Genomic DNA, 24,157 nt, shown 5'->3' with positions numbered 1-24,157 from the left:
TGGAGCGGTGCCGGACGTTTTCCACGTGGTTACTGTTCTGAGCTCACGTAGCTCTCGTCGATGGTGATCTTGGGGATCGAGCGGGGGTAGTGGTCGCGCACGATCGTCGACACGCGGCGGCGGAGCGCGTCCTCGGAAAGCGGCAGGTCGGTCGGGCGAACGCAGTCGAAGATCACGTTCGTGTGCGTGGGGCCGGGGACGCAGCGCAGGTCGTGGATCGTGATGCGCGGATCGATGATCTTGACCGCCTGGTCGATCCAGTTGCGCATGTCGGCGACGGTGGGATCGTCGGTCACGATGGGATCGTAGTGCAGCGTGACGATCAGGCCATCCTCGTTTTTGAAGTCCTGCTCGATGTTGTCGATCAGATCATGGCTCTCCATGGGGTCGGCCTCCGCCGCCATCTCCACGTGGGCACTCGCGAACTGACGTCCCGGGCCGTAGTCGTGGACCATGAGATCGTGCGTGCCCAGCACGCCGGGGTAGGACATGATCTTGGCGCGGATGTGCTCGACGAGCTCGGGTGAGGGCGCTTGGCCGAGCAGGGGGTTGACGGTGTCGCGGACAAGGCCGATGCCGCTCCAGACGATGAAGAGTCCGACCGCCGTACCCGCGATGCCGTCGAGCTGGATGCCGAATGCGTGCGAGATGGCGGCGGAGGCGAGCACCGCCGCGGTGGAAATGACGTCGTTGCGCGAGTCGACGGCGGTCGCCTGGAGCGTCTCGGAGTCGATGCGCTTGCCGATCGTGCGGTTGAAGGCGGCCATCCACAGCTTGACGGCGATGGAGAGCGCGAGGATGAGCACGAGGGTGCCGTTGAAGTCGACCGGTGTGGGATGGATGATCTTCTCGATCGACGAGGCGACGAGGTTGATGCCGATCGCCAGCACGAGCGCCGCCACGACGAGGCCGGCGAGGTATTCGTAGCGACCGTGGCCATAGGGATGTTCGGGGTCGGCGGGACGGCTGGCGAGCTTGAAGCCCAGCAGGCTCACGATGTTGCTCGCGGCGTCCGAGAGGTTGTTGACGGCGTCGGCGACGATGGAGACGGAGCCGGCAAGCGCCCCGATAGCGCCCTTCGCCACGCAGAGCAGCACGTTGCATACGATACCGACGACACCGGCGAACTGTCCGTAGCGGGTGCGGACGGCGGGGCTCGCCGTGTCGGTCCAGTCGCGCACGAAGCGCCTCACAAGCCATTCGGTCATAGCGGTCTCCTTCTCATGAAGTAAGTATTGTACCGCGGCGCGCGCCGACGGACGCGCGGGCGCGTTCCATATCCGAGGCGTCCATCCACAACATCTTGGTCAAGACCCGTTTACCGAATGTGTTCTTCGCGGGCTTATGGATTTTCTGCACGGGCCGCCGAAGGGCCCCGATGACCGAGCTGCTGGTCAGGGGCGTGCGGTCTCGACGGGCTTCGCGCCGGCTCAACGAATGCTTTGCCTTCGGAAAAAAACACATGAGTCGTGACCTGCGTAAACACAAGATGTAGTAGGTACCGTTCGAAAAGCAAACAGCATATTGTGAGCCGTCTGACGTATAGTTGGTATCCGCGGCCGCTCGCCGCAGCGGATCCGAGTCGAGTTCGGCTCCTTTGCGGCGAGCGGCGACGCCACACGAACGCAACTGGGTCGAGAGGACTTTCGCATGAAGATCATCAAGCGCAACGGCACCGAGGTCGCATTCGACATCGAGAAGATCTCGAATGCCATCCGCGGCGCCAACCGCGAGGTGGACGAGCATGACCGCATGACGGAGCGCGAGATCGTCTTCGCGTCCCAAAACGTCGCGGAGGCCTGCGAGAACGCCGGCCATACCGTGTCGGTCGAGGAGATCCAGGACCTCGTCGAGGACGAGATCATGGCGCTCGACCACTTCGAGGTGGCGCGTCATTACATCATCTACCGTTACGTGCAGAGCCTGAAGCGCACCAAGAACACCACCGACGACAAGATCCTGTCGCTCATCGAGTGCAACAACGAAGAGGTCAAGCAGGAGAACTCCAACAAGAACCCGACCGTCAACTCCGTGCAGCGCGATTACATGGCCGGCGAGGTCTCCAAGGACCTCACGCAGCGCGTGTTGCTGCCGCACGACGTGGTCGAGGCGCACAACGAGGGCCTCATCCACTTCCACGACTCGGATTACTTCGCGCAGCACATGCACAACTGCGACCTGGTGAACCTCGAGGACATGCTGCAGAACGGCACCGTGATCTCGGGCACGCTCATCGAGCGCCCGCACAGCTTCTCGACCGCCTGCAACATCGCCACGCAGATCATCGCCCAGGTGGCCTCCTGCCAGTACGGCGGCCAGTCCATCTCGCTGACGCACCTCGCGCCCTTCGTCGAGGTCTCGCGTCAGAAGATCCGCGGCCAGGTGGAGCGCGAGCTCGAGGAGCTCGGCGTCGACGCCTCCGCCGACAAGATCGCCGACGTGGTCGAGGATCGCCTGCGCGACGAGATCCGCCGCGGCGTCCAGACCATCCAGTACCAGGTCGTCACGCTCATGACCACCAACGGTCAGGCGCCGTTCGTGACCGTGTTCATGTACCTCAACGAGGCGCGCTCCGAGGCGGAGAAGCGCGATCTGGCCATGATCATCGAGGAGACGCTGCGCCAGCGCTACGAGGGCGTGAAGAACGAGGCCGGCGTGTGGATCACCCCCGCCTTCCCCAAGCTCATCTACGTGCTCGAGGAGGACAACGTCACCGAGGGCTCGCCGTACTTCTACCTCACGCAGCTCGCCGCGAAGTGCACCGCCAAGCGCATGGTGCCCGACTACATCTCCGAGAAGATGATGCGCAAGTTCAAGCTGTCCAAGGGCGAGACCGAGGGCAACGGCGATTGCTACACCTGTATGGGGTGCCGCAGCTTCCTCACGCCCGACCGCTCGGGCAACGGCTTCGACAACGTGGCGCGTGCCAAGAACTACGAGCCCGGCAAGCCCAAGTACTACGGCCGTTTCAACCAGGGCGTGGTGACCATCAATCTGGTGGACGTGGCCTGCTCGTCCCATCGCGACGAGCGGCGTTTCTGGGAGATCTTCGACGAGCGCCTGGAGCTGTGCCACAAGGCCCTCATGTGCCGTCACAACCGCCTCAAGGGCACGCTTTCCGACGCCGCGCCGATCCTGTGGCAGTACGGCGCGCTGGCGCGTCTGGACAAGGGCGAGACCATCGACAAGCTGCTCTACGGCGGGTACTCCACCATCAGCTTGGGATATGCGGGTCTCTACGAGTGCGTTAAGTACATGACCGGCGCGAGCCATACCGACGAGCACGGCAAGGGCTTCGCGCTCGCGGTCATGCAGCATATGAACGACAAATGTGCCGAGTGGAAGGCCGAAAGCGACATCGACTTCTCGCTGTACGGCACGCCGCTCGAGTCCACCACCTACAAGTTCGCCAAGTGCCTGCAGCGCCGCTTCGGCATCATCCCCGGTGTGACGGACAAGGGCTACATCACCAACAGCTACCACGTGCACGTGACCGAGGAGATCGACGCGTTCGACAAGCTCAAGTTCGAAAGCGAGTTCCAGCAGCTATCGCCCGGCGGCGCCATCTCCTACGTCGAGGTGCCCAACATGCAGGACAACCTCAAGGCGGTCATCCGCGTCATGCAGTACATCTACGACAACATCATGTACGCCGAGCTCAACACCAAGAGCGACTACTGCCAGGTGTGCGGCTACGACGGCGAGATCAAGATCGTGGAGGACGACGGCAAGCTCGTGTGGGAGTGCCCCAACTGCGGCAACCGCGATCAGGAGAAGCTCAACGTGGCGCGCCGCACCTGCGGCTACATCGGCACCCAGTTCTGGAACCAGGGTCGTACCGAGGAGATTCGCGACCGCGTCCTGCACCTGTAATCGACGGGAAAATAGGGACAGTCCCTATTTTCCCACTTCGATAACCACGGCGGGAAAATGGGGACAGTCCCTATTTTCCCGTCTCGCGCTTGCGAGGGGTTGTTCGCGTGAACTACGCTGAAATCAAGTATTTCGATATCGCCAACGGCGAGGGCATCCGCACCACGCTGTTCGTCTCCGGTTGCACACGCGGATGTCCGGGGTGCTTCAACTCCGGGGCGTGGAGCTTCGAGGCGGGTGAGCCCCTCACGCGCGAAGTCGAGGACAAGATCATCGAGAGCCTGTCGCCTGCCTACGTGGACGGCCTCACGCTGCTGGGCGGCGAGCCCATGGAGCCGCGGAACCAGGTGGGGCTCGTGGATTTCGTCGAGCGCGTGCGCGCGCGGTTCCCGCGCGGGTGCGGCAAGACGATCTGGTGCTTTACCGGCGACACGCTCGACGAGCTCATGCCCGGCGGGCGGCACCATACCGAGGTGACCGACCGCCTGCTCGAATGCATCGACATCCTGGTCGACGGGCCGTGGGTGCAAGAGCTCTACGACATCACGCTGCGCTTCCATGGGTCGTCCAACCAGCGCATCATCGACCTCAACGCCACGCGTGCCGCGGCCGCCGAGCAGGGCGTGTCGCTCGATAAGGCGGTGCGCCTGTGGCGCGACGAGGAGGTCTACGCAACCCACAGCATGTGAAAATACGTCTGACGATATTTCGCATGGTACGATAGCGGGCACGATACGCGTTTGTTCGGGAGGGTTCATGGTCGATCAGGAAAAGGTGGAGCGAGCGGTTCGCCTGTTGCTCGAGGGCATCGGCGAGGACCCGGACCGTGAGGGGCTCGTCGAGACCCCGACCCGCGTGGCGCGCATGTACACCGAGCTCGCCGGCGGCATGGACCAGCAGGCCTCGACGCACCTGTCCAAAACGTTCGCCGTGGATGCGAACGATTTGGTTGTCGAGCGCGATATCACGTTCTATTCCCTCTGCGAACACCATCTGCTGCCCTTTTACGGCAAGGTGGCGATCGGCTACATCCCCGACGGCCGCGTGGCGGGCCTGTCCAAGTTGGCGCGCACCGTCGAGGTGTTCGCGCGCCGGCTGCAGTTGCAGGAGCGCCTGACCGCCCAGATCGCCGATGCGTTGATGGCCGACCTCGGCTGCACGGGTGCCATCGTGTCCATCGAGGCCGAGCACATGTGCATGACGATGCGCGGCGTGCAAAAGCCGGGGACGATAACCGCCACGTGCGCCCGTCGTGGAGCCTTCGAGGAGGATCCGGCGCTCGAGGAGCGTTTCTTCCGCATGTTGGGGCGTGCGTAGTGGAAAAGCTCGCGGAGTGCGGTGCATCGATCGCCCTCGACATGCCACGTGTCGACGCCATCTGGCGGCATCCCGTATATCGAGAACAACTCATCCGCATCGAAAAACTCGAGCGCGATCGTCGCTTTTGCCGACATGACCTGATGCACCTGCTCGATGCGGCGCGCATCATGTGGATCGCCGCATGGGAGGAGGGCTTGACCGCCGGGCTGTCCCGCGACGTCGTCTATGCCACGGCTCTGCTGCACGACATCGGCCGCGCGGCGCAGTACGAGATGGAGGAGCCGCACGATATCGCCGGCGTGCGCATCGCACGCGAGATTATGGGTACGGTAGATGACGGCTGTGCATTTTCGGATGCGGAGCAGGAGCTCATCGCGGATGCCATCGGCGCGCATCGCGACGGGACGGACGCGGTGACGCCGCTTGCGCGCCTGCTGTATCGGGCCGACAAGCTGTCGCGCCCATGCTTCGCCTGTCCCGTGCGTCCCGAATGCAACTGGCCCGAGGAGCAGCAGAACCTCACCATCTGCGTGTGACGGGAAACGGGGTGGTCTCCGCTTTCCCACGAGGGAGACGATTCGCCATGGGCAAAAAGCATCAGAAGCATCTACCGGAAAACGCCACGCCCGTCGAGGGCGCCGAGCTCGCGTGTCGCGAAGCGGGCCTGCCGTCCACGCGCACCGCGCTTGCGCACGTGACGCATGAGGACCTGTCGCGCGCCGATAAGATCCAGATCGAGCGGCTGGAGGTTTTCGCGAATCACGGCGTGTACGCCGAGGAGAATGCGCTCGGCCAGAAATTCGTCGTGTCGCTCACGCTCTACGCGGATCTGCACACCGCCGGTCGCCGCGACGATCTGACAGCGTCGATCGACTACGGCAAGGTGTGCCACGACGTCGACGCGTACCTGCGCGAGCATACGTTCAAGCTCATCGAGGCCGCAGCCGAGGGCGTGGCGGCGCAGCTTCTTGCGTGCTACGACGCGCTCATGGGCGTGCGCGTGCGCATCGAGAAGCCCTGGGCGCCCATCGGTTTGCCGCTCGCGACGGTCGCCGTCGAGATCGAGCGCACACGATAAGCGACAAGATGGGGCCGGGTTCATTCTTGTCGGGGGTGCCGTCCACCGAAACCGACGTGAAGGCCCCTCATGCTGAGGTCGTCGATGTATGATAGTATCGTCGATAATACGACGATACGGGAAGAGGTCGGCGATGGAATTCAAAGAGACGGAGCGTATCGAGTTCAAACGTGCGATCACCGATCGTATCGTCAAGACCGTCATCGCCTTCGCAAACGGAACGGGCGGTAATATATACGTCGGTATCGACGATTTCGGTCGGGTGATCGGCATCGACGATATCGATGGCGAGATGCTGAGGGTGTCGAACCTCGTTCGCGACGCGGTCTGTCTCGGGCTCGCGCAGTTCGTGCATATCGAACCGATCGAGCTCGACGGCAAGCGCATCATCCTCGTGAACGTTGAGGCGGGAGACGAGAAGCCGTACTACCTTGCCGCGAAAGGTTTGGTGCCCTCAGGCGTCTTCACGCGCTTGGGGCCGGCCACCGTGCCGATGGGTCGGCGCGATATACGTCGCATGATCCGTGAGGCGGATGGCGATATGTTCGAGACGCGCCATGCGCCGCTGCAGGAGCTGACGTTCGAGGAAGCGGCGGCGTTTTTCCGGTCCCATCATGTGGATTTTTCCGAGGAACGCTACCGCTCGCTCGGATTCTATGCGCGCGACGGGTTCTACTCCAATCTCGCGTTGCTCGTTTCCGATCAGAATCCCTATGGGTTGAAGTGTGCCGTGTTCAACGATGACGCCGGTACCGAGTTTTTGGATCGGTTGGAGTGCGAAGGATCGGTGCTCCGGCAGTTCGAGGATGCCCTGAGATTCTTGCGTCTGGCGAACAACACGCGCTCGTACTTTCCCAGCGAGACACGCATCGATCAACGTGACTATCCCGACGATGCCCTGCGCGAGGGGCTGCTCAACGCGATCATCCATCGCGATTACGACGAGAGCGCCCACGTTCCCACACTTGTCAAGATGTATCGGACGGAGCTTTCGTTCACATCGTTCGGCACGTTGTTCGGTATCACCGAACGGCAGGCGATAACGCGCGAGTCGTCTCCGCGTAATCCCGCCCTGCTTGCGCTGTTCCATCGTTTAGGCGAGGTCGAGGCATACGGTTCCGGCCTACCGAAGATCTGGAAGCTCTACGAACAAGAGCGATTGCAGGCTGGTATCGAGGCTGAGGGCTCGTTCTTCTCGCTCGTGTTGCCCAATATCAATACGGCGCGCAACCAGCATCTGAGTTTGACGCGAAACGACGGACCCGATTTACGCGGCGGTCAGGAGGCGTTCGAGGAGCTCGATGCTATGGATGCGCTTCCGGTGCGCGTGAAGGCCGCGTACGATCGCGCGTGCGTCGAACGCGCGGAAATCGCTCGGAGGCAAAACGCGATGGCATCGAATCAGGCAGTGGGGTCCGGGTTACCAGGCGTTCGTGTCGAGCAGATGGATCATGCGTCTGCGGAGGATGCGCCTGTCCCGCGACGGATCGGACCGCTATACGGTGAGTCCTCTCGCATCGAGCGGTTCCTTGTCTCATTTGCACGTGAGCGCGAGTCGTTTTCCCGCGAGGAGGTGCAGGAGGCACTCGGTGTCGGGCGCGATACGGCGCTCAAGGTCATCAACGGGATGGTTGACGAGGGCGCGCTCGTTAAGACGGGGCGCGCGCGAGCAACGCGCTATCGGGCGTCGGAGCGCTTGCGACCGGGAGGTTCTGCAACCGGCTAGCGACAAGAAGGGGAGGACCGCCTCTTGGTGCTCGCGATTTCGCGCGCACCGTGCTTGAGCAGTGCCGATGCCTTGCGGTTATCTGGGCAGTACGTGTCGAGCAGCATGTGGAAGCGCGCGTTGTGGCTCGGCTCCATGAGGTGCACGAGCTCGTGGGTCACGACCATGTCCAAGCAGACGCGCGGGTAGGCGGCAAGGTTCGTGTTGATGCGGATGGCACGGGTTTTGGGCGTGCAAGAGCCCCAGCGGCTCTTCATGCGGCGTAGGCTCCAACGGCTGGCATGCATGCCCGTTACGTTTTCCGCGTTCGCGACGACCTCGGGCAGCACGCGGTCAAGCTCGCTTCGATAGAGTTTGGCGACCAAGTCGTTGTATTCATCGGGGGAGAGGGTTGCGAGCTCCTCGGTTTCCACCTGCTGCGCGGCGCCGAACGTACTTGGGCGTGCGGCGGAGCCAAAACGGATGCCCGCATGGCACAGCGCATCTGCAAGAGATGCGAGCTCGCCCCATAGGGGGACGATTTGCAGGTCTTCCGCGGTGCCGGGCAGCTCGTCTGCCTTTTGTCTGCGTCGCACGCGTTCGGCGATCCATGCGGCCTTACGGTCCAGAAACTTCTGCGCGGTCGCCACACTCGTGCGCACAGGGATGCTCAGCGCAACGCTGCCGTCTCCGTGAACGCGCAGGTTGAGGTTGCGCACGCGCTTGCGCGTGACGGCGACGGGAATCCTCATATCGCCTGCATCGACGAACAGCGTATGGGTTGGGCTGGCCAAGGCGGCTCCTTTGGACGGGTGCGCGCGAACATCGACGGAACGTTCCCGATTGTAGGGTATCCGCATGGACGGCTCGTGCGCTTGGCGTGAATTCTCGGTGATGCTGCAGGCGATGGTAAAGGTCAGGTCCGTGCCGGCTCGGTGCGTGCCCGCGGGATGCACGCTCGGCTCGCTATACTGATGGGCCACTGCCCGCGCGATCCCGCGCCGCCTGACCGAAAGGAGTCCCATCCCATGATCAAGGTCGCCATCCTCTTCGGTGGTATCTCCACCGAACACGATATCTCGCTCAAATCCGCCGACAACGTCATCGCACAGCTGCCGCGCGATCGCTTTGAGCCGGTGCTCATCGGAATCGACTGCGAGGGTGCGTGGTTCCACTACACCGGCGACGTTGCCGACATCGTTACCGGTGCGTGGGAGGAGCACGATATCAACCCTGTGGTCCTCATCCCCGGTCGCGGCGAGGGCGTTGCGCGCGGTGGCATGCTCGAGCTCGTGGACGATACGTTCGCCGAGCTCGACGTGGATGTCGCCCTGCCGGTGCTGCACGGTCAGGGCGGCGAGGACGGCACGGTCCAGGGCACGCTCGAGGCCTGCGGCATTCCGTACGTGGGTTGCGGTGTGCTGGCTTCCGCCGTGTGCATGGACAAGGATGCCTCCCATCGTCTTGCCGCAGCTGCCGGCGTCCGTTCGCCCCAGTGCGAGGTGCTCTATCGCGGTGCGAGCGACGAGGCGTGCCTCGCCGTGGTCGAGAAATGCGGCGGTTACCCCGTGTTCGTCAAGCCGGCGCGCGGCGGGTCGTCGATCGGTGTCTCCAAGGCCGCCGACGAGGCGGCTTACCGTGAGGCGCTCGAGGCCGCGTTCGCCTTGGATGAGAAGGTCGCCGTGGAAGAGGCCATCACGGGCGTGGAGGTAGGGTGCGCCATCATGGGCGATCCGATCCACGGCATCACGATGGGCGAGGTCGACGAGATCGTCATCACCGGCGACGGCTTCTTCCGCATCCATCTCGAGAAGGATCCAGGCGCCAACACCGAGTTGCGCTGCCCGGCGGAGCTTCCCGCCGACGTCATGGCGCGCGTGCGCGAGGCGGGTCGCACCGTGTACGAGGCGCTCGGATGCTCGGGTTTCGCGCGCGTAGACCTGTTCGTGACGCCCGAGGGCGAGGTCGTGTTCAACGAGGTCAACTCCACGCCGGGCATGACCTACTACTCGCGCTTCCCGCAGATGATGCGCGTCGCCGGCCATGAGCTGGGCGAGGTGCTCGCCGAGCTCATCGACGTCGAGCTCGCGAAATAGCGCTCGCTGTCCTCTTTGGGGACGATGCCGAAAGGCGATAATGCCCTGCGGCTTTTCGGGTATAGTGACTGCTGCATGTTCGCGTCCACAAGGGGTGCGGGCGGATTACAGAAACGAGGATCACATGTCCAACGACGGCAAGAAGGTTCGTGCCCACTACCGTGGCACCCTTGACGATGGCACCCAGTTCGATTCCAGCTACGATCGCGGCGAGCCCATCGAGTTCACCTGCGGCGCGCATCAGATGATCGCCGGCTTCGATGCGGCGGTCATGGAGATGGAGGTGGGCGAGAAGAAGACCGTCCACATCCCTGCCGACCAGGCCTATGGCCAGCATCGCGATGAGCTGGTGTTCCGCATCCCCGCCGAGCAGGTTCCCAACATCGATCAGGTTCACGCCGGTGACCATGTGTTCCTGTCCGGTCCTGCGGGCCAGCCGATCCCCGCGGTCGTGCTCGAGGTGCTGCCCGAGGGCGTCGTGATCGACGCCAACCACGAGATGGCCGGCAAGGACCTCAACTTCGAGATCGAACTCGTCGAGGTGCTCGATTAACTTCGGGTAAACAGAGCGCGAAGCGCTCCCACCCAAAGAGGGCGAGCCTTTCGGCTCGCCCTCACCATATTTATCCCGTCAGCTCGTCCGGTGGATGGCCGATGGTGTGTCAGGCGACGCAGGGCGGTCCCGCGTTCTTCCTAAGCGCGCATTCCGCAGGCCGGAGGCCGAGGACGCGCGCGTGGAAAACGCGGGACCGCCCGATGGGAACTAGACCCCCTTCACCCGCATGGCCCTCATCGCGTTCAAGATCGCGATCATCGCCACGCCCACATCGCCAAACACTGCGAGCCACATGTTCGCAATGCCGAGTGCCGCAAGCACCAGGATGCCGATTTTCACCGCAAGCGCGAAGATGATGTTCTGCCACACGATGCGCATGGTCTTGCGCGCGATGCGGATGGCGAGCGAGATCTTGGACGGCTTGTCGTCCATCAGCACCACGTCAGCGGCCTCGATGGCTGCGTCGGAGCCCATGGCGCCCATGGCGATGCCCACATCGGCGCGCATGAGCACCGGCGCGTCGTTGATGCCGTCGCCCACGAAAGCAAGCTTGGCGTCGCCGTGTTCAAGGTTGAGCAGACGCTCGACGGCGCTCACCTTGTCAGCGGGTAGCAGCTGCGCGTGCACCTCGTCGAGGCCGAGCTGCTTTCCCACGGCCTCCGCCACATCGCGACGGTCACCGGTGAGCATGACGCATTTTGCCACGCCCGCCGCGTGCAGGTCGCGGATCGTCTGCTCGGCGTCTTCTTTCACCACGTCGGCGATCACGATGTGGCCCACGTAGGTGCCGTCGACCGTCACGTGCAGGATGGTTCCCGTGAGCTTGCACTCGTGCCAATCGATGCCGTGCTCGGCCATGAGCTTGTCGTTGCCGACCATGACCACACGCTCATCCACCCGCGCCGAGACGCCGTGGCCGGACTCCTCGTGCGCGTCAGCGATACGCGCCTGGTCGATCTCGCCCGCGTATGCCTCGCGGATGGAGATGGCGATGGGGTGATCGGAGAACGCCTCGGCGTACGCCGCGTTCGAGAGCACGTAGTCGGGGTCCACGCCGGACTCGGGATGGATGGCCACGACGTTGAACGTGCCGTTGGTGAGCGTGCCCGTCTTGTCGAACACCACGGTGTCGACCTTTGAGAGCAGCTCGAGGTAGTTGGAGCCCTTCACGAGGATGCCCAGCTTGGAGGCGCCGCCGATGCCGCCGAAAAACGACAGCGGCACCGAGATCACCAGCGCGCAGGGGCACGAGACGACCAGAAACGTCAGGCCGCGCAAGATCCAGTCGGACCACGCGCCCATACCGAGGATGGGGGGCACCACGGCGAGCACCACTGCGGAAATGGTCACGATGGGGGTGTAGACGCGGGCGAAGCGCGTGATGAAGTTCTCGGTGCGAGCCTTCTTCTCGCTCGCGTTCTCCACGAGCTCGAGGATGCGCGAGACCGTGGACTCGCCGAAGGGCTTTGTCGTGCGGATGTGCAGGATGCCCGTCATGTTGATGCAGCCGGAGATGATGTCGGCGCCCGGCTCCACATGGCGCGGGACGGACTCGCCGGTGAGCGCCGCGGTGTCGAGTTGCGAGACGCCCTCGGTCACGACGCCGTCGATAGGCACGCGTTCGCCGGGCTTGACGACGATGATGTCGCCGACCTGCACCTCGTCGGGGTCGACCTCGACGAGCTGGCCGTCCTGCTCGATGTTGGCGTAGTCGGGCGCGATATCCATCATGGCGCTGATGGACTTGCGGCTCTGGCCCACGGCGTAGCTTTGGAAGAGCTCGCCGACCTGGTAGAACAGCATGACCGCCGCGCCTTCGGCCATGTGCGGCTCCGTCTCGGGGAACAGCACCATGGCGAACGCGCCGACGGTGGCCACGGTCATGAGGAAGGCCTCGTCGAAAGCCTGGCCGCGACGGATGTTGCGCCATGCCTTGTGGAGGACGTCGTAGCCTGCGATAAGGTAGGGGATAAGGAAAAGCGCGAAACTCGCGTACACGTCGCCCGGCGTGCCGAACATCGTAGTCAGGGTGCCGGTCTCTTCGAGCGCGAAGACGACGACGAAAATGGCGAGCGCGACGAGGATGCGGTTCCTCCAACGCTTCTGCTTCTTGTTCATGGTTCGATCACCTGAATGGGTCTATACTCGATAGGTCAACGGTATGAGATGTGCCGGTTGATTCGAAGCCACCCGTGCCTGCCCGCGCGGGCGGCTTTTTTTGCGCGAGGCCGGTTAACGCAGGATCTCGCAGTCCGGCTCGAGGTCTGCGGTGAGCTTGACCACGCGGTCGAGCACTTCGTCGAACTGGTCGTCGGCGGCGGTGAGCGTGAGCTTCTGGGTCATGAAGTTGACGCTGGCTTTCTCGACACCGTCCAACTTGCAGATGGCGTCCTCGAGCTTCTGTGCGCAGTTGGCGCAATCGATCTCGTCGAGCTTGAATGACTTACGCATGACGGTTCCTTTCTGTATTTGCTATTCGCAGATGTGGCTCATGCCCTGGTTGAGCATGGTGTACACATGGTCGTCGGCAAGCGAGTAATTGATGTTGCGACCGTCGCGGCGGAATTTCACCAAGTGCGACTGCTTCAAGATGCGCAGCTGGTGGGAGACCGCTGACTGCGAGGTCGAGGTGGCCTCGGCGATATCGGCCACGCACAGCTCGCGGCCCATGAGGGCGTAGAGGATCTTGATGCGTGTGGTGTCGGAGAACACCTTGAACAGGTCTGCTAGATCATAAAGAAGCTCCTCATCGGGGAGGTCTTCCGGTGAGCAGGTGGTTGCGAGCTCATCGGGTTCATGGGCCATGGTGAAGGCCTGTCCCTCGCCGAAATGTTCTTGAGAAGCATTCATTTGTGCCTCCTTTCAACATATGAACAATCGTTCATACTTCTATCATCTTCGATTATATGAGCGCATGTTCATATGTCAATGCTTTTTCGATTTCTTTCGTCGAACGGCTCCTTCGTCTGTTAGAGAGTGAAATCAACTGAAAAGATTTAACGATAGTCGTTAAATCTGGGTATACTGAAGGCGAAGCCAACGATGGCGGAGGTGGATGCCATGTTGATCGAGAAGAGCGCGGCGGTAGCGCGCGAAGGCATCAACGAACGAGAGAGGCTCATCCAGCGCCTCGCAGATGCGGCGAATAGCGGTATGTGGCTGTGCCGCGTGGGTTGCGTGCTGTGCGTGTTCGCCCTGGTTTTTCAGCTCGTTTCGCTGGTATCGAGCTTTCCAGCCGATTGGCGCGAGGTGTTCACGTGGGAATCGGTTGGCTATGGCTATACGGATGGGCTTGGTATGTCGCATATACAGGGCTATTTGGTGGAGGAGCCCGATGAGACGAGAGATGCCGCGCGTTCATATCTTATGTTTGAGGCGGACGGCAGCGTCCCATTGGCAAAAACATATGCAGCTTGCGCGTCGCTGGCATTCGGTCTAGGCGTGTTGGCTGCGGGCGAGCGCTTCTTCCGCCGCATCTCGATGAGTGGACGTCCATTTGAGTCGCCTCGTGTCCGCGAACTCAAGGTCATTGGGGTGCTTGTCGTGCTGGCTGCCATCGTGCCCAATATCGTTGGTTTGGCGATATCCACCTGGACGTACAACGTCTACCTTACTCAGGGACAGTTTACGTGGGGCGTGTGGGAGCCGGGCGTTGTTAACGGCTGGCTTATCGTCCTCGGGGCGTTCGTTCTTATGATGGCACGCGTGTTCCGCTATGGCTGTAAGCTGCAAGACCAGGACGACCGACTGCTGTAGCGCGCGGAAAGGGAGGCAAACATGTTCAGTCCAACGAATTGGCAGCGCATCGACCTGCGCAAACTGGACCGCGCGCAGACGCTTGAGCGCATGGCGAAGGAGGTCGGTGGAGTGGCGACGGCATTTCGCGTCATGGGCGGGCTTCTGCTGTTCTTTCTTGCTTGCGGTGCTCTGTTCGTGGCGGCCTTGATCCTCCCGAAGCTCATCGACGTCGGATGCCAGATTCAGGGGATGCCCGGCGGAGCGGATGATCCCTTTACCGGCATCGAGCTCGCAACTTCCACGCGCGATGCGACGTTCACGCTGGTGTTTCCCGACGGGCAGACGATGATTGCAGGCGCGGGCATGTGGATATGCAGCATCGTTATCTGCCTGCGTGCCAGCAAGATGCTCCGCGCGATCGTTCAGGCCAAGCGGCCGTTTGACGAGGGGCGCGTGCGCGATCTGATGGAAATCGGACAGCTGCTGATGTTCCAGGGCCTCGTGCTTCCCATAGCCGGCTCCGCTCTTACCTGGGCGCTGCTGCGGGTTATCCAGTACCAGGGGAACCTCGAGCTGAGCATTATCGGTCCCTATCAGGGATGCTCCATCATCGTGGGCCTTGTGCTCATGGCCATCGCGCGCATCTTCGAATACGGCTGCATCCTGCAGGACCAGGACGACCGACTGCTGTAGGGTGGTCCCATGATCGTGACGAGACTCGACCGCGTGCTCGCGGATAGAAAAGTGACCAGCAAGGAGCTGTCAGAGCGCATCGGCATCTCGCAGGTGAATTTGTCGCGCCTGAAAACCGGCAAGATTAACGCTGTGCGCTTCTCGACGCTTGAGGCCATCTGCCAGGCACTCGACTGCCAGCCCGGCGACCTGCTGGAATACATCCCCGATGACGAGCTGTCGGATCGCTTGGGGATGACGGAAGAATAGCAACGGCGCCGGCTCCATATGAGAGCCGGCGCCGTCGGAATGTGCTCTATTGCTGTGACCTATGCCTTGAACATGCTCTTCCTATTGAACTCCGCCTGCACGGTGCGCAGCATGAGGTCGGTGTCCTCGAGGCCCAGATGGCGCTCGTCGGCGTCGACGGCCAGCGTGCCGCGACGGCGCGCCCAGTGCTCGAGCGAGGCCGGCGCGCTCTCGCGCGGAAGGGTGCGGACCTCCTCGTCGATGGAGCGGCAGATCTGGCGCGTATCGATGGGGATGATCTTGCCCGCGCGGCGAAGCTCAGCGTAGCCGGGCAGGTGCATCATGAACCAGGAGTCCTCGAACGCGGCGTTGTGTGCCATGTAGGGATACTTCTTCATGAGCTTGAGCAGCGTCTTGTGAAGTGCCGTGTTCTGGCGGAACGGGATCTTGCCGTCGATGTCCGCCCACTCGATGTGGTGGATATCGGCCAACGGCACGCCGGCTTCGCGGTACATCTCCGGCAGGCCGCAATAGTGGGCCTCGGCGTCGTGCGGCGTGGCGTCGCTGGTCATCTCCATGATCTCCCAGCCCACGTTGATGATGTAGCCGCGCTCGGGCGCGCGGCCGGTGGTCTCGATGTCGATGCCTAGCACGCAGCCCTTGATGGGCTTGCGCACCCATTCGACGGCGTAGGCGTCACGGTCGCCGCGGACGGCGCGCGCGATCACGTTGGCGCCGCGGCCCTGCAGCTTGCCGATGCCGGCGCAGGTGTCGTCGTCGGAAAGCGAGCGCGCGAGCAGCGGGGAGGAGAGGTTGCGCAGACGCGCCTCGCCGATCTGGTCGCACAGCTCGCGGTTGCGGTCGGCGAGTTCCAGGATCACGTCGAAGGAGAAACCGGGCTCGTCGTTCGCGCGCCACTCATCGATGAGGGCCTTCATGGCCTCCTCGCCGCGCTGGCGCTCGGATTCCATGGCGTCGTAGTCGCCATAGATGAACATGGGTATAAAGGGCTGCATCGAGTACTCGAGTGCCTGGTTGACGTTCACGCTGGTCACCTCTCGTGTTCATATGAATAGTTCGACATATGTAACTTGCGTAGATACAATACCTCACTTCGGCTTGCGCCGTGCGTGGGCGCGAAAAGGGTATTACCCTTATCTGCCGGAAAACGATTATACGAAAGGGAGCGCCGCTCCATGGAACTTCTGCTTCACGTGCTCGAGCACGCCTTCGAGGACACGTTGCCGCTCGTGCCGTTTCTGCTCGTCACCTACCTTGTGCTCGAGGCGCTCGAGCATGCGGCGGGCGAGCGCGTCAACGCCGCCGTGCGCCGGGCGGGTGCGGCGGGGCCGGTGATCGGCGCCGTGCTCGGCATCGTCCCGCAGTGTGGGTTCTCCGCGATGGGCTCCACGCTGTACGCCGGTCGCGTCATCACGCTCGGCACGCTCGTCGCGGTGTTCTTGTCCACGTCCGATGAGATGCTGCCGTTGCTGGTCGCCGAGCGCATGGCTGCCGGCCAGCTCGCCTTCGTGCTGCTCGTCAAGGCCGCGATCGCCGCGGCGACGGGCCTTGTGATCGACGTTGCGCTACGTGCGCTGCGTCGGAACGCGGCCGTCCACGAGGCGCTCCGACGGATCGCCCGCGGCGGCACGGAGGGCGACCTCATCGAGGAGATGGCCGCTGCCGGCGAAGGTGCGGAGCGCATCCATCGGCTGTGCGAGCAAGACCGCTGTGGCTGCGACGACGACCGCGAATCTGAGGCGGATCACGACCATGACCACGACCACGACCATGGGCATGACCACGGCCATGGGCACGATCATGCCCATGGGAGCGGTGCGCTGTCCTCGATCGCGAGAAGCGCCGTCTCGCACACCGTGCAGGTGACGGTGTTCATCTTCCTGATCACGGCGGCGCTCATCGCCGTGCTCGAGACGGTGGGGGAGGGCGCGCTGGCGTCGTTCGTCGCCGGCAATCAGGCGCTCGCGGTGTTCGCCTCCGCGCTTGTGGGATTGGTGCCCAATTGCGCGGCGAGCGTGGTCATCACCCAGCTCTATCTGGAGGGCGTGCTCGGGTTCGGGCCGCTCATGGCCGGTACGCTCGTGTCGGCGGGCGTGGGTTTCCTCGTGCTGTTCCGAACGAACCGCAACGCGCGCGAAAACGCCATCATCCTCGTGCTGCTCTATGTGATCGCCGTGGTCTGGGGATTCATCCTCGGCTGATGGCCGAAGCGGGTGAGGGGATGCTCGCTATTGCCGCGCCCGTCGAAGCAGCTCGGTGAGGTTGCGGGAAAAGCGCTCGCGGTCCTCGTCGGTGAAGGCCGCGGGCCCGCTTGTGCGCCCGCCGGCGCGCCGGACCTTCTTTTCCTCATGGCGTATGAACAGATCCATGTCGATCGTCGCGCGCGAGTAGATGCGGCCGCGCACGCCGATGGCTGCCGCCCCGCGTCCAAGCACCATGCTGGCAAGACCGATATCCTGCGTGACCACGACATCGTCGGGCTGCAGGCGCTCGACGATGGCGAAGTCGGCGCTGTCGGCACCGATGGCCACGTCGAGCACCTCGACCCAAAACCCCGGATGCGCGGCATCGCGCCCGCGGGCATGCTCGGCGTCGCGCGGATCGCTGCGACGGATGTGTCGCGCGAGGTTCTGCGTGGTGTTGCCGACGATGACGACGGGCATGCGCGTCTGCCGCGCGCAGGCGAGCGCCTCGCGCGTGACGGGGCACGCGTCGGCATCGATGTACAGGGTGCGAGTCATTCGGAGTCCTTCTGTTGCGTCCGGTGTCCCAAAATGCGCTGGGAGAAAATCGGGACAGCCTATCGGCTTTCCATAGTGTATTCGATATGGGCTCTAGAATAGTGAGGCCTTGTAAAATACGAACACATGTTCTATTATGGGTTATGTGGAAGAGAGGAAGGTGAACGATGGATCATTGCATGGATAGTAGAACTCCCGTTGACATACTTCTGCGATGCGGTAGTATATCTGAATAACGGAAGTATGGTGCGTCATGAGATTCAAACAGTCCGGCCTCGAGCTGTTTTGGAAGGAGCCTGTCCGCCATGCTCCATCGTGGATGCCTTCGAATCTGAGGAGAGCTGTTTTCCGGAAACTCCAAATGCTCGACGCCGCGAATGATCTACGAGATCTTCGAATTCCCCCGAGCAATCATCTGGAAAAACTGAGAGGAGATCGCCTCGGCTCGTATAGCATCCGCGTCAATCTTCAATGGCGGCTTTGCTTCGTCTGGAAAGATGGCGAGGCGACGGAGGTTGAGCTTTGTGACTACCATGTGTGAGATTGTCTCTACGCCGGGAGAGATTCTATACGAGGAATTTCTCGTTCCGCTCGGTATCAGTCAGTACCGGCTTGCCAAAGCCATCGGAAAGCCTCAGTCTGCGATTTCGGATATCGTGAACGGCAAGCGCTCGATAACTCCCGAGATGGCGTGGCTGCTCGGTCATGCGTTGGGTACGACTCCGCAGTTCTGGCTGAATCTCGAGATGACATACCAGCTCAAGCTCTTGGAGTCACGAGATATGCCCACGGTGGAAGTGTTGGCATAGCTGTCCCAAAAGGCGCCAGGAGAACATCGGGGTGATGTCATGCGTCGCGCACGAGGTTACGGTCGTAGTCTCGCATGAGCAGGATCGCAAGGGCGACACCGAGTGCGAGAGGTCGGGCTCCCTCGTCGACGACCTCGAGCGAGAAAGAGAGGCGCGATCTTGTGGGCACCGCGCAAACGTGCACGAGCGGCTCGTCGTTTCGTATCACGCTGAATGCAGGTCCCAGCACATTGCCCTCGAAGGAGAGGCCCTCGCCTTCGAGTCGGTAGACCGTCGCGATGCCATCGGCAACCTTGAGGTCGCGCTTGAGCTGCACGCGCCCGAAGCCCTCCATGCGCACGTCGTAGTACGGATAGAACAGCGCCCGTCCGCGCCTGATCGTTCCGATCGGGCGCTCATCTTCCTCCACGCGATAGCCCACAGCGTTGAACCAGGCCCAACGGCGGACGAGTCGGACCGACCCGGTCGCGCCGAGCGGCGCGGCGACGTCGATGGCAGGATAACTGTCCAAGATCGGATCGCCCGCAGGGGATGGCATGTCGATGCGCCATGTGGGTGTATTCTCAGCGGCATCCTGTCCGACTTGCGTACCTGCGCCGCCCACGAGCAGCAGGTGATTCCGATCGCGCGCCAGAGCGCTGGCCATGACGTCGGCATCTTCGCGGACCATCCGGTCGATCGAGATGCCGAACAGCGCGCTCATGAGGATGAAGCTCTCGATGTCCGGGGTCGTGGCGCCACATTCCCAGTTTGAGATCGTGTTGCGCGACACCCAGAGCGCTCGGGCGAGTTCCGCCTGCGACATTCCGCATGCCTCGCGGCACCTGCGGATCCGCTCACCGATGTTCATGGCCGTCTCCTTGTCCCTGACAGATCCCAAACGGGCTGGGCAAGTTCGGGATACATGCAGTATGCCCTGCATCGCCTGGTTGCGCCGCCTGGAGCTTGCCCAAAGTCTTTGGCAGCGGAACACAGTGTCCCATAGGGGCCAGGAGAATAATGGGACATCGGCCCGATGGCATCTCGGCACCCCTGATTCGTCGTACTATGGGGCAAAGCCCTTCGCGGGAGGTGGATGATGCGTATACGGCGTCGATGGATGTGCATGCTGCTGGTCGCTATCGCGGCATGCGTCGTCCTGGCGATCGGCGCTGTGGCTGTCGGCACGGGTCGCATCTGCATCACCTCGGCGGCGCGACCCGAGAATCGGTTCGACGGCTCGGTTTCCGTGTACGAACGTGCCGTTGACCACGATGGCGATGGCATCGACGATCAGACCGATATCCTACAGAGTGCCCTTGCCTATGTGGCGACATGCCCGCGCTACCGGAGCGCCTATTATGCCGGCGGTTATCCGGATGACGGCTACGGTGTATGCACCGATGTCGTGGCGTATGCCCTGCTGGGGGCCGGCTACGATCTCCAGCGGCTTGTGGATGAGGATATCGCCGCGGATTCGGGGGCGTACGGTATCGATGTACCAGATCCCGCGATCGATTTTAGACGCGTGCACAACCTCGCGGTGTACTTCAAGCGCAACGCACAGGCGCTCACCACGGATACGTCGGATCTCGAAGCGTGGCAGTGTGGGGACATCGTGCTCTACGATGGGCACGTGGGCATCGTGTCGGATCGCCGCGACGCGCACGGTGTTCCGTATCTCATCCACCATGCGAGTCCCTTCCAGCTCGCCTATGAGGAGGATCGCTTGGAGTCCTACGGTGCGATCACGGGCCACTATCGCATGATTCCGCATGTGTCCCAATAGGGGCCTGGGAAAACGGGGCATCACGGGCCTGAAGACTTCTGCGAAAATGGTGCCCGTTTAGATTCCATGCGAAGGAGACGGTGATGGCTGCGCGCCCCCTCATCTTCAACATACAGCGGTTCTCGACCCACGACGGGCCGGGCATCCGCACGACGGTGTTCTTCAAGGGTTGCCCCCTGCGTTGCGCATGGTGCCACAACCCCGAGTCACAGTCGTTTTCCCCGCAGCTCATGGTCGATGAGGACCGCTGCGTGTCGTGCGGCATGTGCCTCGCCGCCTGTCCGCAGGGCGCCATCGCACGCGGTGCCGACGGGTGCGTACGCACGGATCGCGCGTACTGCGTCGCCTGTGGGGCGTGCGTCGACTTCTGTCCCGAGGACGCCCGCGAGCTCGCCGGCACACCGGCGCCGCTAGCCGCGGAGCTCGCCGATCGCCTGCTCGCCGACCGGATGTTCTTCGAGCGTTCCGGCGGCGGGGTCACGCTGTCGGGCGGGGAGTGCCTGGCGCAGGATATCGACTACCTCGAGGAGCTCTGTCGCACCCTTCATGACGAGGGCGTGCACGTCGCTATCGACACCTGCGGGTTCGCACCGCGTGGGCATGTCGAGCGGCTGCTGCCGTATGCGGATCTGTGGCTCTACGACCTCAAGGCGCTCGACGACGAGGTCCACCGGCGCACCACCGGTGTCTCGAACGAACGTATCCTAGATAACCTGGCGTTTTTGGCCCGATCGGGCGCGAAGATCGAGATCCGCGTGCCCGTGGTGCACCCCGTCAACGACGGCGAGGAGGCCATGTGCGCGCTGGCAGCCTACGTTACCGAACGGGTTGGGACCCCGCGCGTGAGCCTGCTGCCGTATCATACAACGGGTACGGGAAAGTATCGGCGGCTCGGTGTCGACCCCGGACAGGAGGGGTTTCGCGCTCCGTCCGCGGAGCACATGGATCGACTGGTCAAGCTGCTTGCGGAGCAGGGGCTTACCGATGTGGAACTGGGAGGCTAGACGATGGAGACCTCGACGATCGCAAGTTTCGATGATATCGCGGAGCAGCAGCTCGAGGCGATCGACGCGGCGCTCGCCGCCGTGCGCTCGCACGACGCGCCCACGCGGGTGACCTCGCATGATACGTGGGCGGACGACCACGGCATGAACGAGCGCGTCAAGCGTTTGCGCCATCAGTCCGAGACCACGCAGCCTTATCTCGATATGGAGCGCGCTCTCATCGAAACCGCGACGTACCTGCGTCATGAGGGCAGCGTATCCACGCCTGAGCTGCGGGGCATGGTGCTGCGCGACTACTTTGCCGACAAGACCATCTCGATCGAGCCGGGCGAGCTCATCGTGGGCGAGAAGGGACGCGGACCCCAGGCGGCGCCCACCTTTCCCGAACTGTGCTGCCACACGCTGGCGGACATGCGCAACATGAACGATCGCGAGCAGGTGAACTTCCGCGTGACCGACGACGACCTCGCCGCGCAGGCGAGCATCGTCATTCCGTACTGGCGTGCCCGCGCGAGCCGCGAGAAGATCATGCGCGCGCAGACGAGCGCCTGGCACGATGCCTTCGAGGCGGGGATCTTCACCGAGTTCTACGAGCAGCGGGCCGGTGGGCATACGTGTCTGGGCTCGGAGCGCGGCGTGCGCGCCGGCTTCGACGAGATCCGCGCGGACATCCAAGCCGCGATCGACGCGCTCGACTATATGGCCGACGAGCATGCGGTCGCCAAATGCGACGAGCTCCACGGCATGCTGATCGCCCTCGATGCGGTCACGATCCTCGCGGAGCGCTATGCCGAGCTCGCCGAACGCATGGCGGCGGAGGAGTCCGATGCCACGCGCGCCGCCGAGCTCGCCCAGATCGCGGAGAACTGCCGCACGGTGGCGCACGACCGCCCGCGGACCTTCTGGCAGTGGATCCAACGCTATTGGTTCATCCATCTGGCGATCACGAGCGAGACCAACCCGTGGGACGCCTACACGCCCGGCCGCTTGGACCAGCATCTCATCGGATACTACCGCGCCGACGTAGCGGCGGGCGAACTCACCCGCGAGCGCGCCCTCGAGCTGCTCGAGTGCCTGTGGGTCAAGTTCAACAACCAGCCGGCGCCGCCCAAGGTGGGCGTCACGCTCAAGGAATCCGGTACCTACAGCGATTTTGCCAACATCAACACCGGCGGCATCACGCCCGAGGGCACGGACGGCGTGAACGAGGTCTCGTATCTCATCTTGGACTGCATGGACGAGATGATGTTCATACAGCCCAACTCCAACGTGCAGATCTCGCGCAAGACGCCGCGGCGCTTTTTATGCCGCGCCTGCGAGGTCGCCCGTGCGGGATGGGGACAGCCGGCGTTCTACAACACCGAGGAGATCGTCGACGAGCTGCTCGCTGCGGGCAAGAGCCTCGCCGATGCGCGCCGCGGCGGGTCGTCGGGCTGCGTGGAGACGGGCTGTTGGGGCTACGAGGCATACCCGCTGACCGGCTACTTCAACCTTCCCAAGATCCTCGAGATCACACTGAACGACGGGGTCGACCCGCGCACGGGCAAGCTCATCGGCCTGCGAACCGGCGATCCGCGAAGCTTTGCCACCTATGACGAGCTTTTCGATGCGTACGTGCGCCAGATGAAGCATTTCATCGACATCAAGGTGCGCGGCTCCAACATCAACACCCAGATTTGCGCGCGCGAGAACCCGGTACCGTTCATGTCGCTCATGACCGAGGACTGCATCGCCCGCGGCGAGGACTACAACGCCGGCGGTGCGCGTTATAACACCACCTACCTGCAGGGAGTGGGTATCGGTTCCATCACCGACGCGCTGGCGTCCATCAAGTACAACGTGTACGACCATGCGCGCTTTACGATGGGCGAGCTGCTCGGCGCGCTCGCGAGCAACTTCGCCGGCGAGTGTGACGCGCGCATCCGTGTGCTGGCAAGCCGCCGCACGCCCAAGTACGGCAACGACGATGACTACGCCGACGACATCATGCGTGCGGTGTTCGCGTGCTTCCGCGATAGCGTGACCGGACGTCCCAACATGCGCCGCGGCGAGTGGCGCATCGACATGCTGCCCACGACGTGCCACATCTACTTCGGCGAGGTCACGGGCGCCTCGCCTTCGGGCCGTCTGGCGGGCGAACCGGTGAGCGACGGCATCTCGCCGGAGGCGCATGCCGACGTGAACGGCCCCACTGCCGTCATCAAGTCGTGCGCTAAGATGGACCATGCGTCCACCGGTGGCACGCTGCTGAATCAGAAGTTCACGCCGTCGTCCATCGCCGGCGACCGCGGGTTGGACAACCTTGCCGACCTCGTGCGATCGTACTTCGATATGGGCGGTCATCACGTCCAGTTCAACATCGTGGATCGCGAGACGCTGATCGACGCGCAGCGGCATCCCGAGGCGTATCGCGATCTGATCGTGCGCGTGGCGGGTTTCTCCGAGAAATGGTGCAATCTGGGGCGTGAGCTGCAAGACGAGATTATCAACCGGACGGAGCAAGGCTTTTAGCGACAAGATCGGTCCT

Annotated in this window: 25 protein-coding genes; 17 read left to right on the top strand and 8 right to left on the bottom strand. The window is 63.0% G+C overall.

Going from position 1 to position 24,157, the window contains the following annotated elements; genetic code table 11:
* Positions 1 to 29 precede the first annotated feature (29 nt).
* Positions 30 to 1,208 carry a cation diffusion facilitator family transporter gene (locus I6E04_RS07040; RefSeq protein ID WP_235422487.1) on the bottom strand — a complete coding sequence of 393 codons (1,179 nt, stop codon included), beginning with the start codon at positions 1,206 to 1,208 and terminating at the stop codon, positions 30 to 32.
* Between the two features lie 442 nt (positions 1,209 to 1,650).
* Between I6E04_RS07040 and nrdD the strand changes: the two genes are divergently transcribed.
* The 6 genes from nrdD to I6E04_RS07010 all read left to right on the top strand — a co-directional run bounded on the left by nrdD (position 1,651) and on the right by I6E04_RS07010 (position 7,997).
* On the top strand, positions 1,651 to 3,873 hold the full coding sequence (gene nrdD, locus I6E04_RS07035) for an anaerobic ribonucleoside-triphosphate reductase (protein WP_235422486.1): 2,223 nt from the start codon (positions 1,651 to 1,653) through the stop codon (positions 3,871 to 3,873).
* Between the two features lie 107 nt (positions 3,874 to 3,980).
* Positions 3,981 to 4,562, top strand: a complete 582-nt coding sequence (nrdG, locus tag I6E04_RS07030; protein ID WP_235422485.1) for an anaerobic ribonucleoside-triphosphate reductase activating protein — start codon at positions 3,981 to 3,983, stop codon at positions 4,560 to 4,562.
* 67 nt (positions 4,563 to 4,629) lie between these two features.
* Complete coding sequence (folE, locus tag I6E04_RS07025; protein WP_235422484.1) at positions 4,630 to 5,190, top strand: GTP cyclohydrolase I FolE; 561 nt, start codon at positions 4,630 to 4,632, stop codon at positions 5,188 to 5,190.
* Complete coding sequence (locus I6E04_RS07020) at positions 5,190 to 5,729, top strand: HD domain-containing protein (RefSeq protein ID WP_235422483.1); 540 nt, start codon at positions 5,190 to 5,192, stop codon at positions 5,727 to 5,729. Before folE ends, I6E04_RS07020 begins: the two co-directional genes overlap by 1 nt.
* Positions 5,730 to 5,776: 47 nt before the next feature.
* Positions 5,777 to 6,271, top strand: a complete 495-nt coding sequence (gene folB / locus I6E04_RS07015; protein WP_235422482.1) for a dihydroneopterin aldolase — start codon at positions 5,777 to 5,779, stop codon at positions 6,269 to 6,271.
* A gap of 133 nt (positions 6,272 to 6,404) precedes the next feature.
* Positions 6,405 to 7,997 (top strand): RNA-binding domain-containing protein, encoded by a 1,593-nt coding sequence (locus tag I6E04_RS07010; RefSeq protein WP_235422481.1) that lies wholly within the window; start codon positions 6,405 to 6,407, stop codon positions 7,995 to 7,997.
* On the opposite strand, the gene I6E04_RS07005 is transcribed toward I6E04_RS07010, so the two are convergent.
* Entirely contained in the window at positions 7,994 to 8,770 is a 777-nt protein-coding gene (locus tag I6E04_RS07005; protein ID WP_235422480.1) for a M48 family metallopeptidase, read from the bottom strand. The genes I6E04_RS07010 and I6E04_RS07005 overlap by 4 nt on opposite strands.
* Positions 8,771 to 9,004: 234 nt before the next feature.
* On the opposite strand from I6E04_RS07005, the gene I6E04_RS07000 reads away from it, so the two are divergent.
* Complete coding sequence (locus I6E04_RS07000; protein ID WP_235422479.1) at positions 9,005 to 10,072, top strand: D-alanine--D-alanine ligase family protein; 1,068 nt, start codon at positions 9,005 to 9,007, stop codon at positions 10,070 to 10,072.
* 124 nt (positions 10,073 to 10,196) lie between these two features.
* Positions 10,197 to 10,625 carry an FKBP-type peptidyl-prolyl cis-trans isomerase gene (locus tag I6E04_RS06995; protein ID WP_235422478.1) on the top strand — a complete coding sequence of 143 codons (429 nt, stop codon included), beginning with the start codon at positions 10,197 to 10,199 and terminating at the stop codon, positions 10,623 to 10,625.
* 210 nt (positions 10,626 to 10,835) lie between these two features.
* On the opposite strand, the gene I6E04_RS06990 is transcribed toward I6E04_RS06995, so the two are convergent.
* The 3 genes from I6E04_RS06990 to I6E04_RS06980 all read right to left on the bottom strand — a co-directional run bounded on the left by I6E04_RS06990 (position 10,836) and on the right by I6E04_RS06980 (position 13,433).
* Complete coding sequence (locus I6E04_RS06990; RefSeq protein WP_235422477.1) at positions 10,836 to 12,746, bottom strand: heavy metal translocating P-type ATPase; 1,911 nt, start codon at positions 12,744 to 12,746, stop codon at positions 10,836 to 10,838.
* A 114-nt stretch (positions 12,747 to 12,860) separates the two neighbouring features.
* Entirely contained in the window at positions 12,861 to 13,079 is a 219-nt protein-coding gene (locus I6E04_RS06985) for a cation transporter (RefSeq protein ID WP_235422476.1), read from the bottom strand.
* A gap of 21 nt (positions 13,080 to 13,100) precedes the next feature.
* The gene (locus tag I6E04_RS06980) at positions 13,101 to 13,433 is read right to left on the bottom strand and encodes an ArsR/SmtB family transcription factor (protein WP_235422551.1); all 333 of its coding nucleotides are present in this window, start codon (positions 13,431 to 13,433) and stop codon (positions 13,101 to 13,103) included.
* A gap of 237 nt (positions 13,434 to 13,670) precedes the next feature.
* On the opposite strand from I6E04_RS06980, the gene I6E04_RS06975 reads away from it, so the two are divergent.
* From I6E04_RS06975 to I6E04_RS06965, 3 genes are read left to right on the top strand one after another with little or no spacing between them, the layout of a single operon-like run.
* A complete protein-coding gene (locus tag I6E04_RS06975; protein WP_235422475.1) occupies positions 13,671 to 14,384 on the top strand; it encodes a DUF2975 domain-containing protein in 714 nt (237 codons plus the stop codon).
* A 21-nt stretch (positions 14,385 to 14,405) separates the two neighbouring features.
* Entirely contained in the window at positions 14,406 to 15,059 is a 654-nt protein-coding gene (locus tag I6E04_RS06970) for a hypothetical protein (RefSeq protein WP_235422474.1), read from the top strand.
* 9 nt (positions 15,060 to 15,068) lie between these two features.
* Entirely contained in the window at positions 15,069 to 15,308 is a 240-nt protein-coding gene (locus tag I6E04_RS06965) for a helix-turn-helix domain-containing protein (protein ID WP_235422473.1), read from the top strand.
* Between the two features lie 59 nt (positions 15,309 to 15,367).
* On the opposite strand, the gene I6E04_RS06960 is transcribed toward I6E04_RS06965, so the two are convergent.
* A complete protein-coding gene (locus I6E04_RS06960; RefSeq protein ID WP_235422472.1) occupies positions 15,368 to 16,333 on the bottom strand; it encodes a 3'-5' exonuclease in 966 nt (321 codons plus the stop codon).
* 150 nt (positions 16,334 to 16,483) lie between these two features.
* Here I6E04_RS06960 and I6E04_RS06955 point away from each other — a divergent pair, with 150 nt between their 5' ends.
* A complete protein-coding gene (locus tag I6E04_RS06955; protein WP_235422471.1) occupies positions 16,484 to 17,509 on the top strand; it encodes a putative manganese transporter in 1,026 nt (341 codons plus the stop codon).
* Positions 17,510 to 17,536: 27 nt separating this feature from the next.
* Here I6E04_RS06955 and I6E04_RS06950 read toward each other — a convergent pair whose 3' ends face one another.
* Positions 17,537 to 18,049, bottom strand: coding sequence for a YaiI/YqxD family protein (locus I6E04_RS06950; protein ID WP_235422470.1), 513 nt, complete (start codon positions 18,047 to 18,049; stop codon positions 17,537 to 17,539).
* Between the two features lie 253 nt (positions 18,050 to 18,302).
* Here I6E04_RS06950 and I6E04_RS06945 point away from each other — a divergent pair, with 253 nt between their 5' ends.
* Positions 18,303 to 18,590: a type II toxin-antitoxin system RelE/ParE family toxin gene (locus I6E04_RS06945; RefSeq protein ID WP_235422469.1), complete on the top strand. Its 288-nt coding sequence runs from the start codon at positions 18,303 to 18,305 to the stop codon at positions 18,588 to 18,590.
* Positions 18,574 to 18,858, top strand: a complete 285-nt coding sequence (locus I6E04_RS06940) for a HigA family addiction module antitoxin (RefSeq protein ID WP_235422550.1) — start codon at positions 18,574 to 18,576, stop codon at positions 18,856 to 18,858. Before I6E04_RS06945 ends, I6E04_RS06940 begins: the two co-directional genes overlap by 17 nt.
* Positions 18,859 to 18,895: 37 nt before the next feature.
* Here the strand turns inward: I6E04_RS06940 and I6E04_RS06935 are convergent, their stop codons facing one another.
* Positions 18,896 to 19,708: a helix-turn-helix domain-containing protein gene (locus I6E04_RS06935; protein ID WP_235422468.1), complete on the bottom strand. Its 813-nt coding sequence runs from the start codon at positions 19,706 to 19,708 to the stop codon at positions 18,896 to 18,898.
* A 255-nt stretch (positions 19,709 to 19,963) separates the two neighbouring features.
* Here I6E04_RS06935 and I6E04_RS06930 point away from each other — a divergent pair, with 255 nt between their 5' ends.
* From I6E04_RS06930 to hypD, 3 genes are all read left to right on the top strand, one after another.
* Positions 19,964 to 20,626 carry a DUF1287 domain-containing protein gene (locus I6E04_RS06930; RefSeq protein WP_235422467.1) on the top strand — a complete coding sequence of 221 codons (663 nt, stop codon included), beginning with the start codon at positions 19,964 to 19,966 and terminating at the stop codon, positions 20,624 to 20,626.
* Between the two features lie 83 nt (positions 20,627 to 20,709).
* Positions 20,710 to 21,630 carry a glycyl-radical enzyme activating protein gene (locus I6E04_RS06925; RefSeq protein WP_235422466.1) on the top strand — a complete coding sequence of 307 codons (921 nt, stop codon included), beginning with the start codon at positions 20,710 to 20,712 and terminating at the stop codon, positions 21,628 to 21,630.
* Between the two features lie 3 nt (positions 21,631 to 21,633).
* Positions 21,634 to 24,141 carry a trans-4-hydroxy-L-proline dehydratase gene (gene hypD, locus I6E04_RS06920; RefSeq protein ID WP_235422465.1) on the top strand — a complete coding sequence of 836 codons (2,508 nt, stop codon included), beginning with the start codon at positions 21,634 to 21,636 and terminating at the stop codon, positions 24,139 to 24,141.
* The last annotated feature ends 16 nt before the right edge of the window (positions 24,142 to 24,157 follow it).

It is taken from the genome of Collinsella tanakaei (genome assembly GCF_021531055.1).
Lineage (GTDB): Bacteria > Actinomycetota > Coriobacteriia > Coriobacteriales > Coriobacteriaceae > Collinsella > Collinsella tanakaei_B.
Note: the sequence above shows the minus strand (reverse complement) of the source record. Positions and strands in the feature narration are given on the sequence as shown.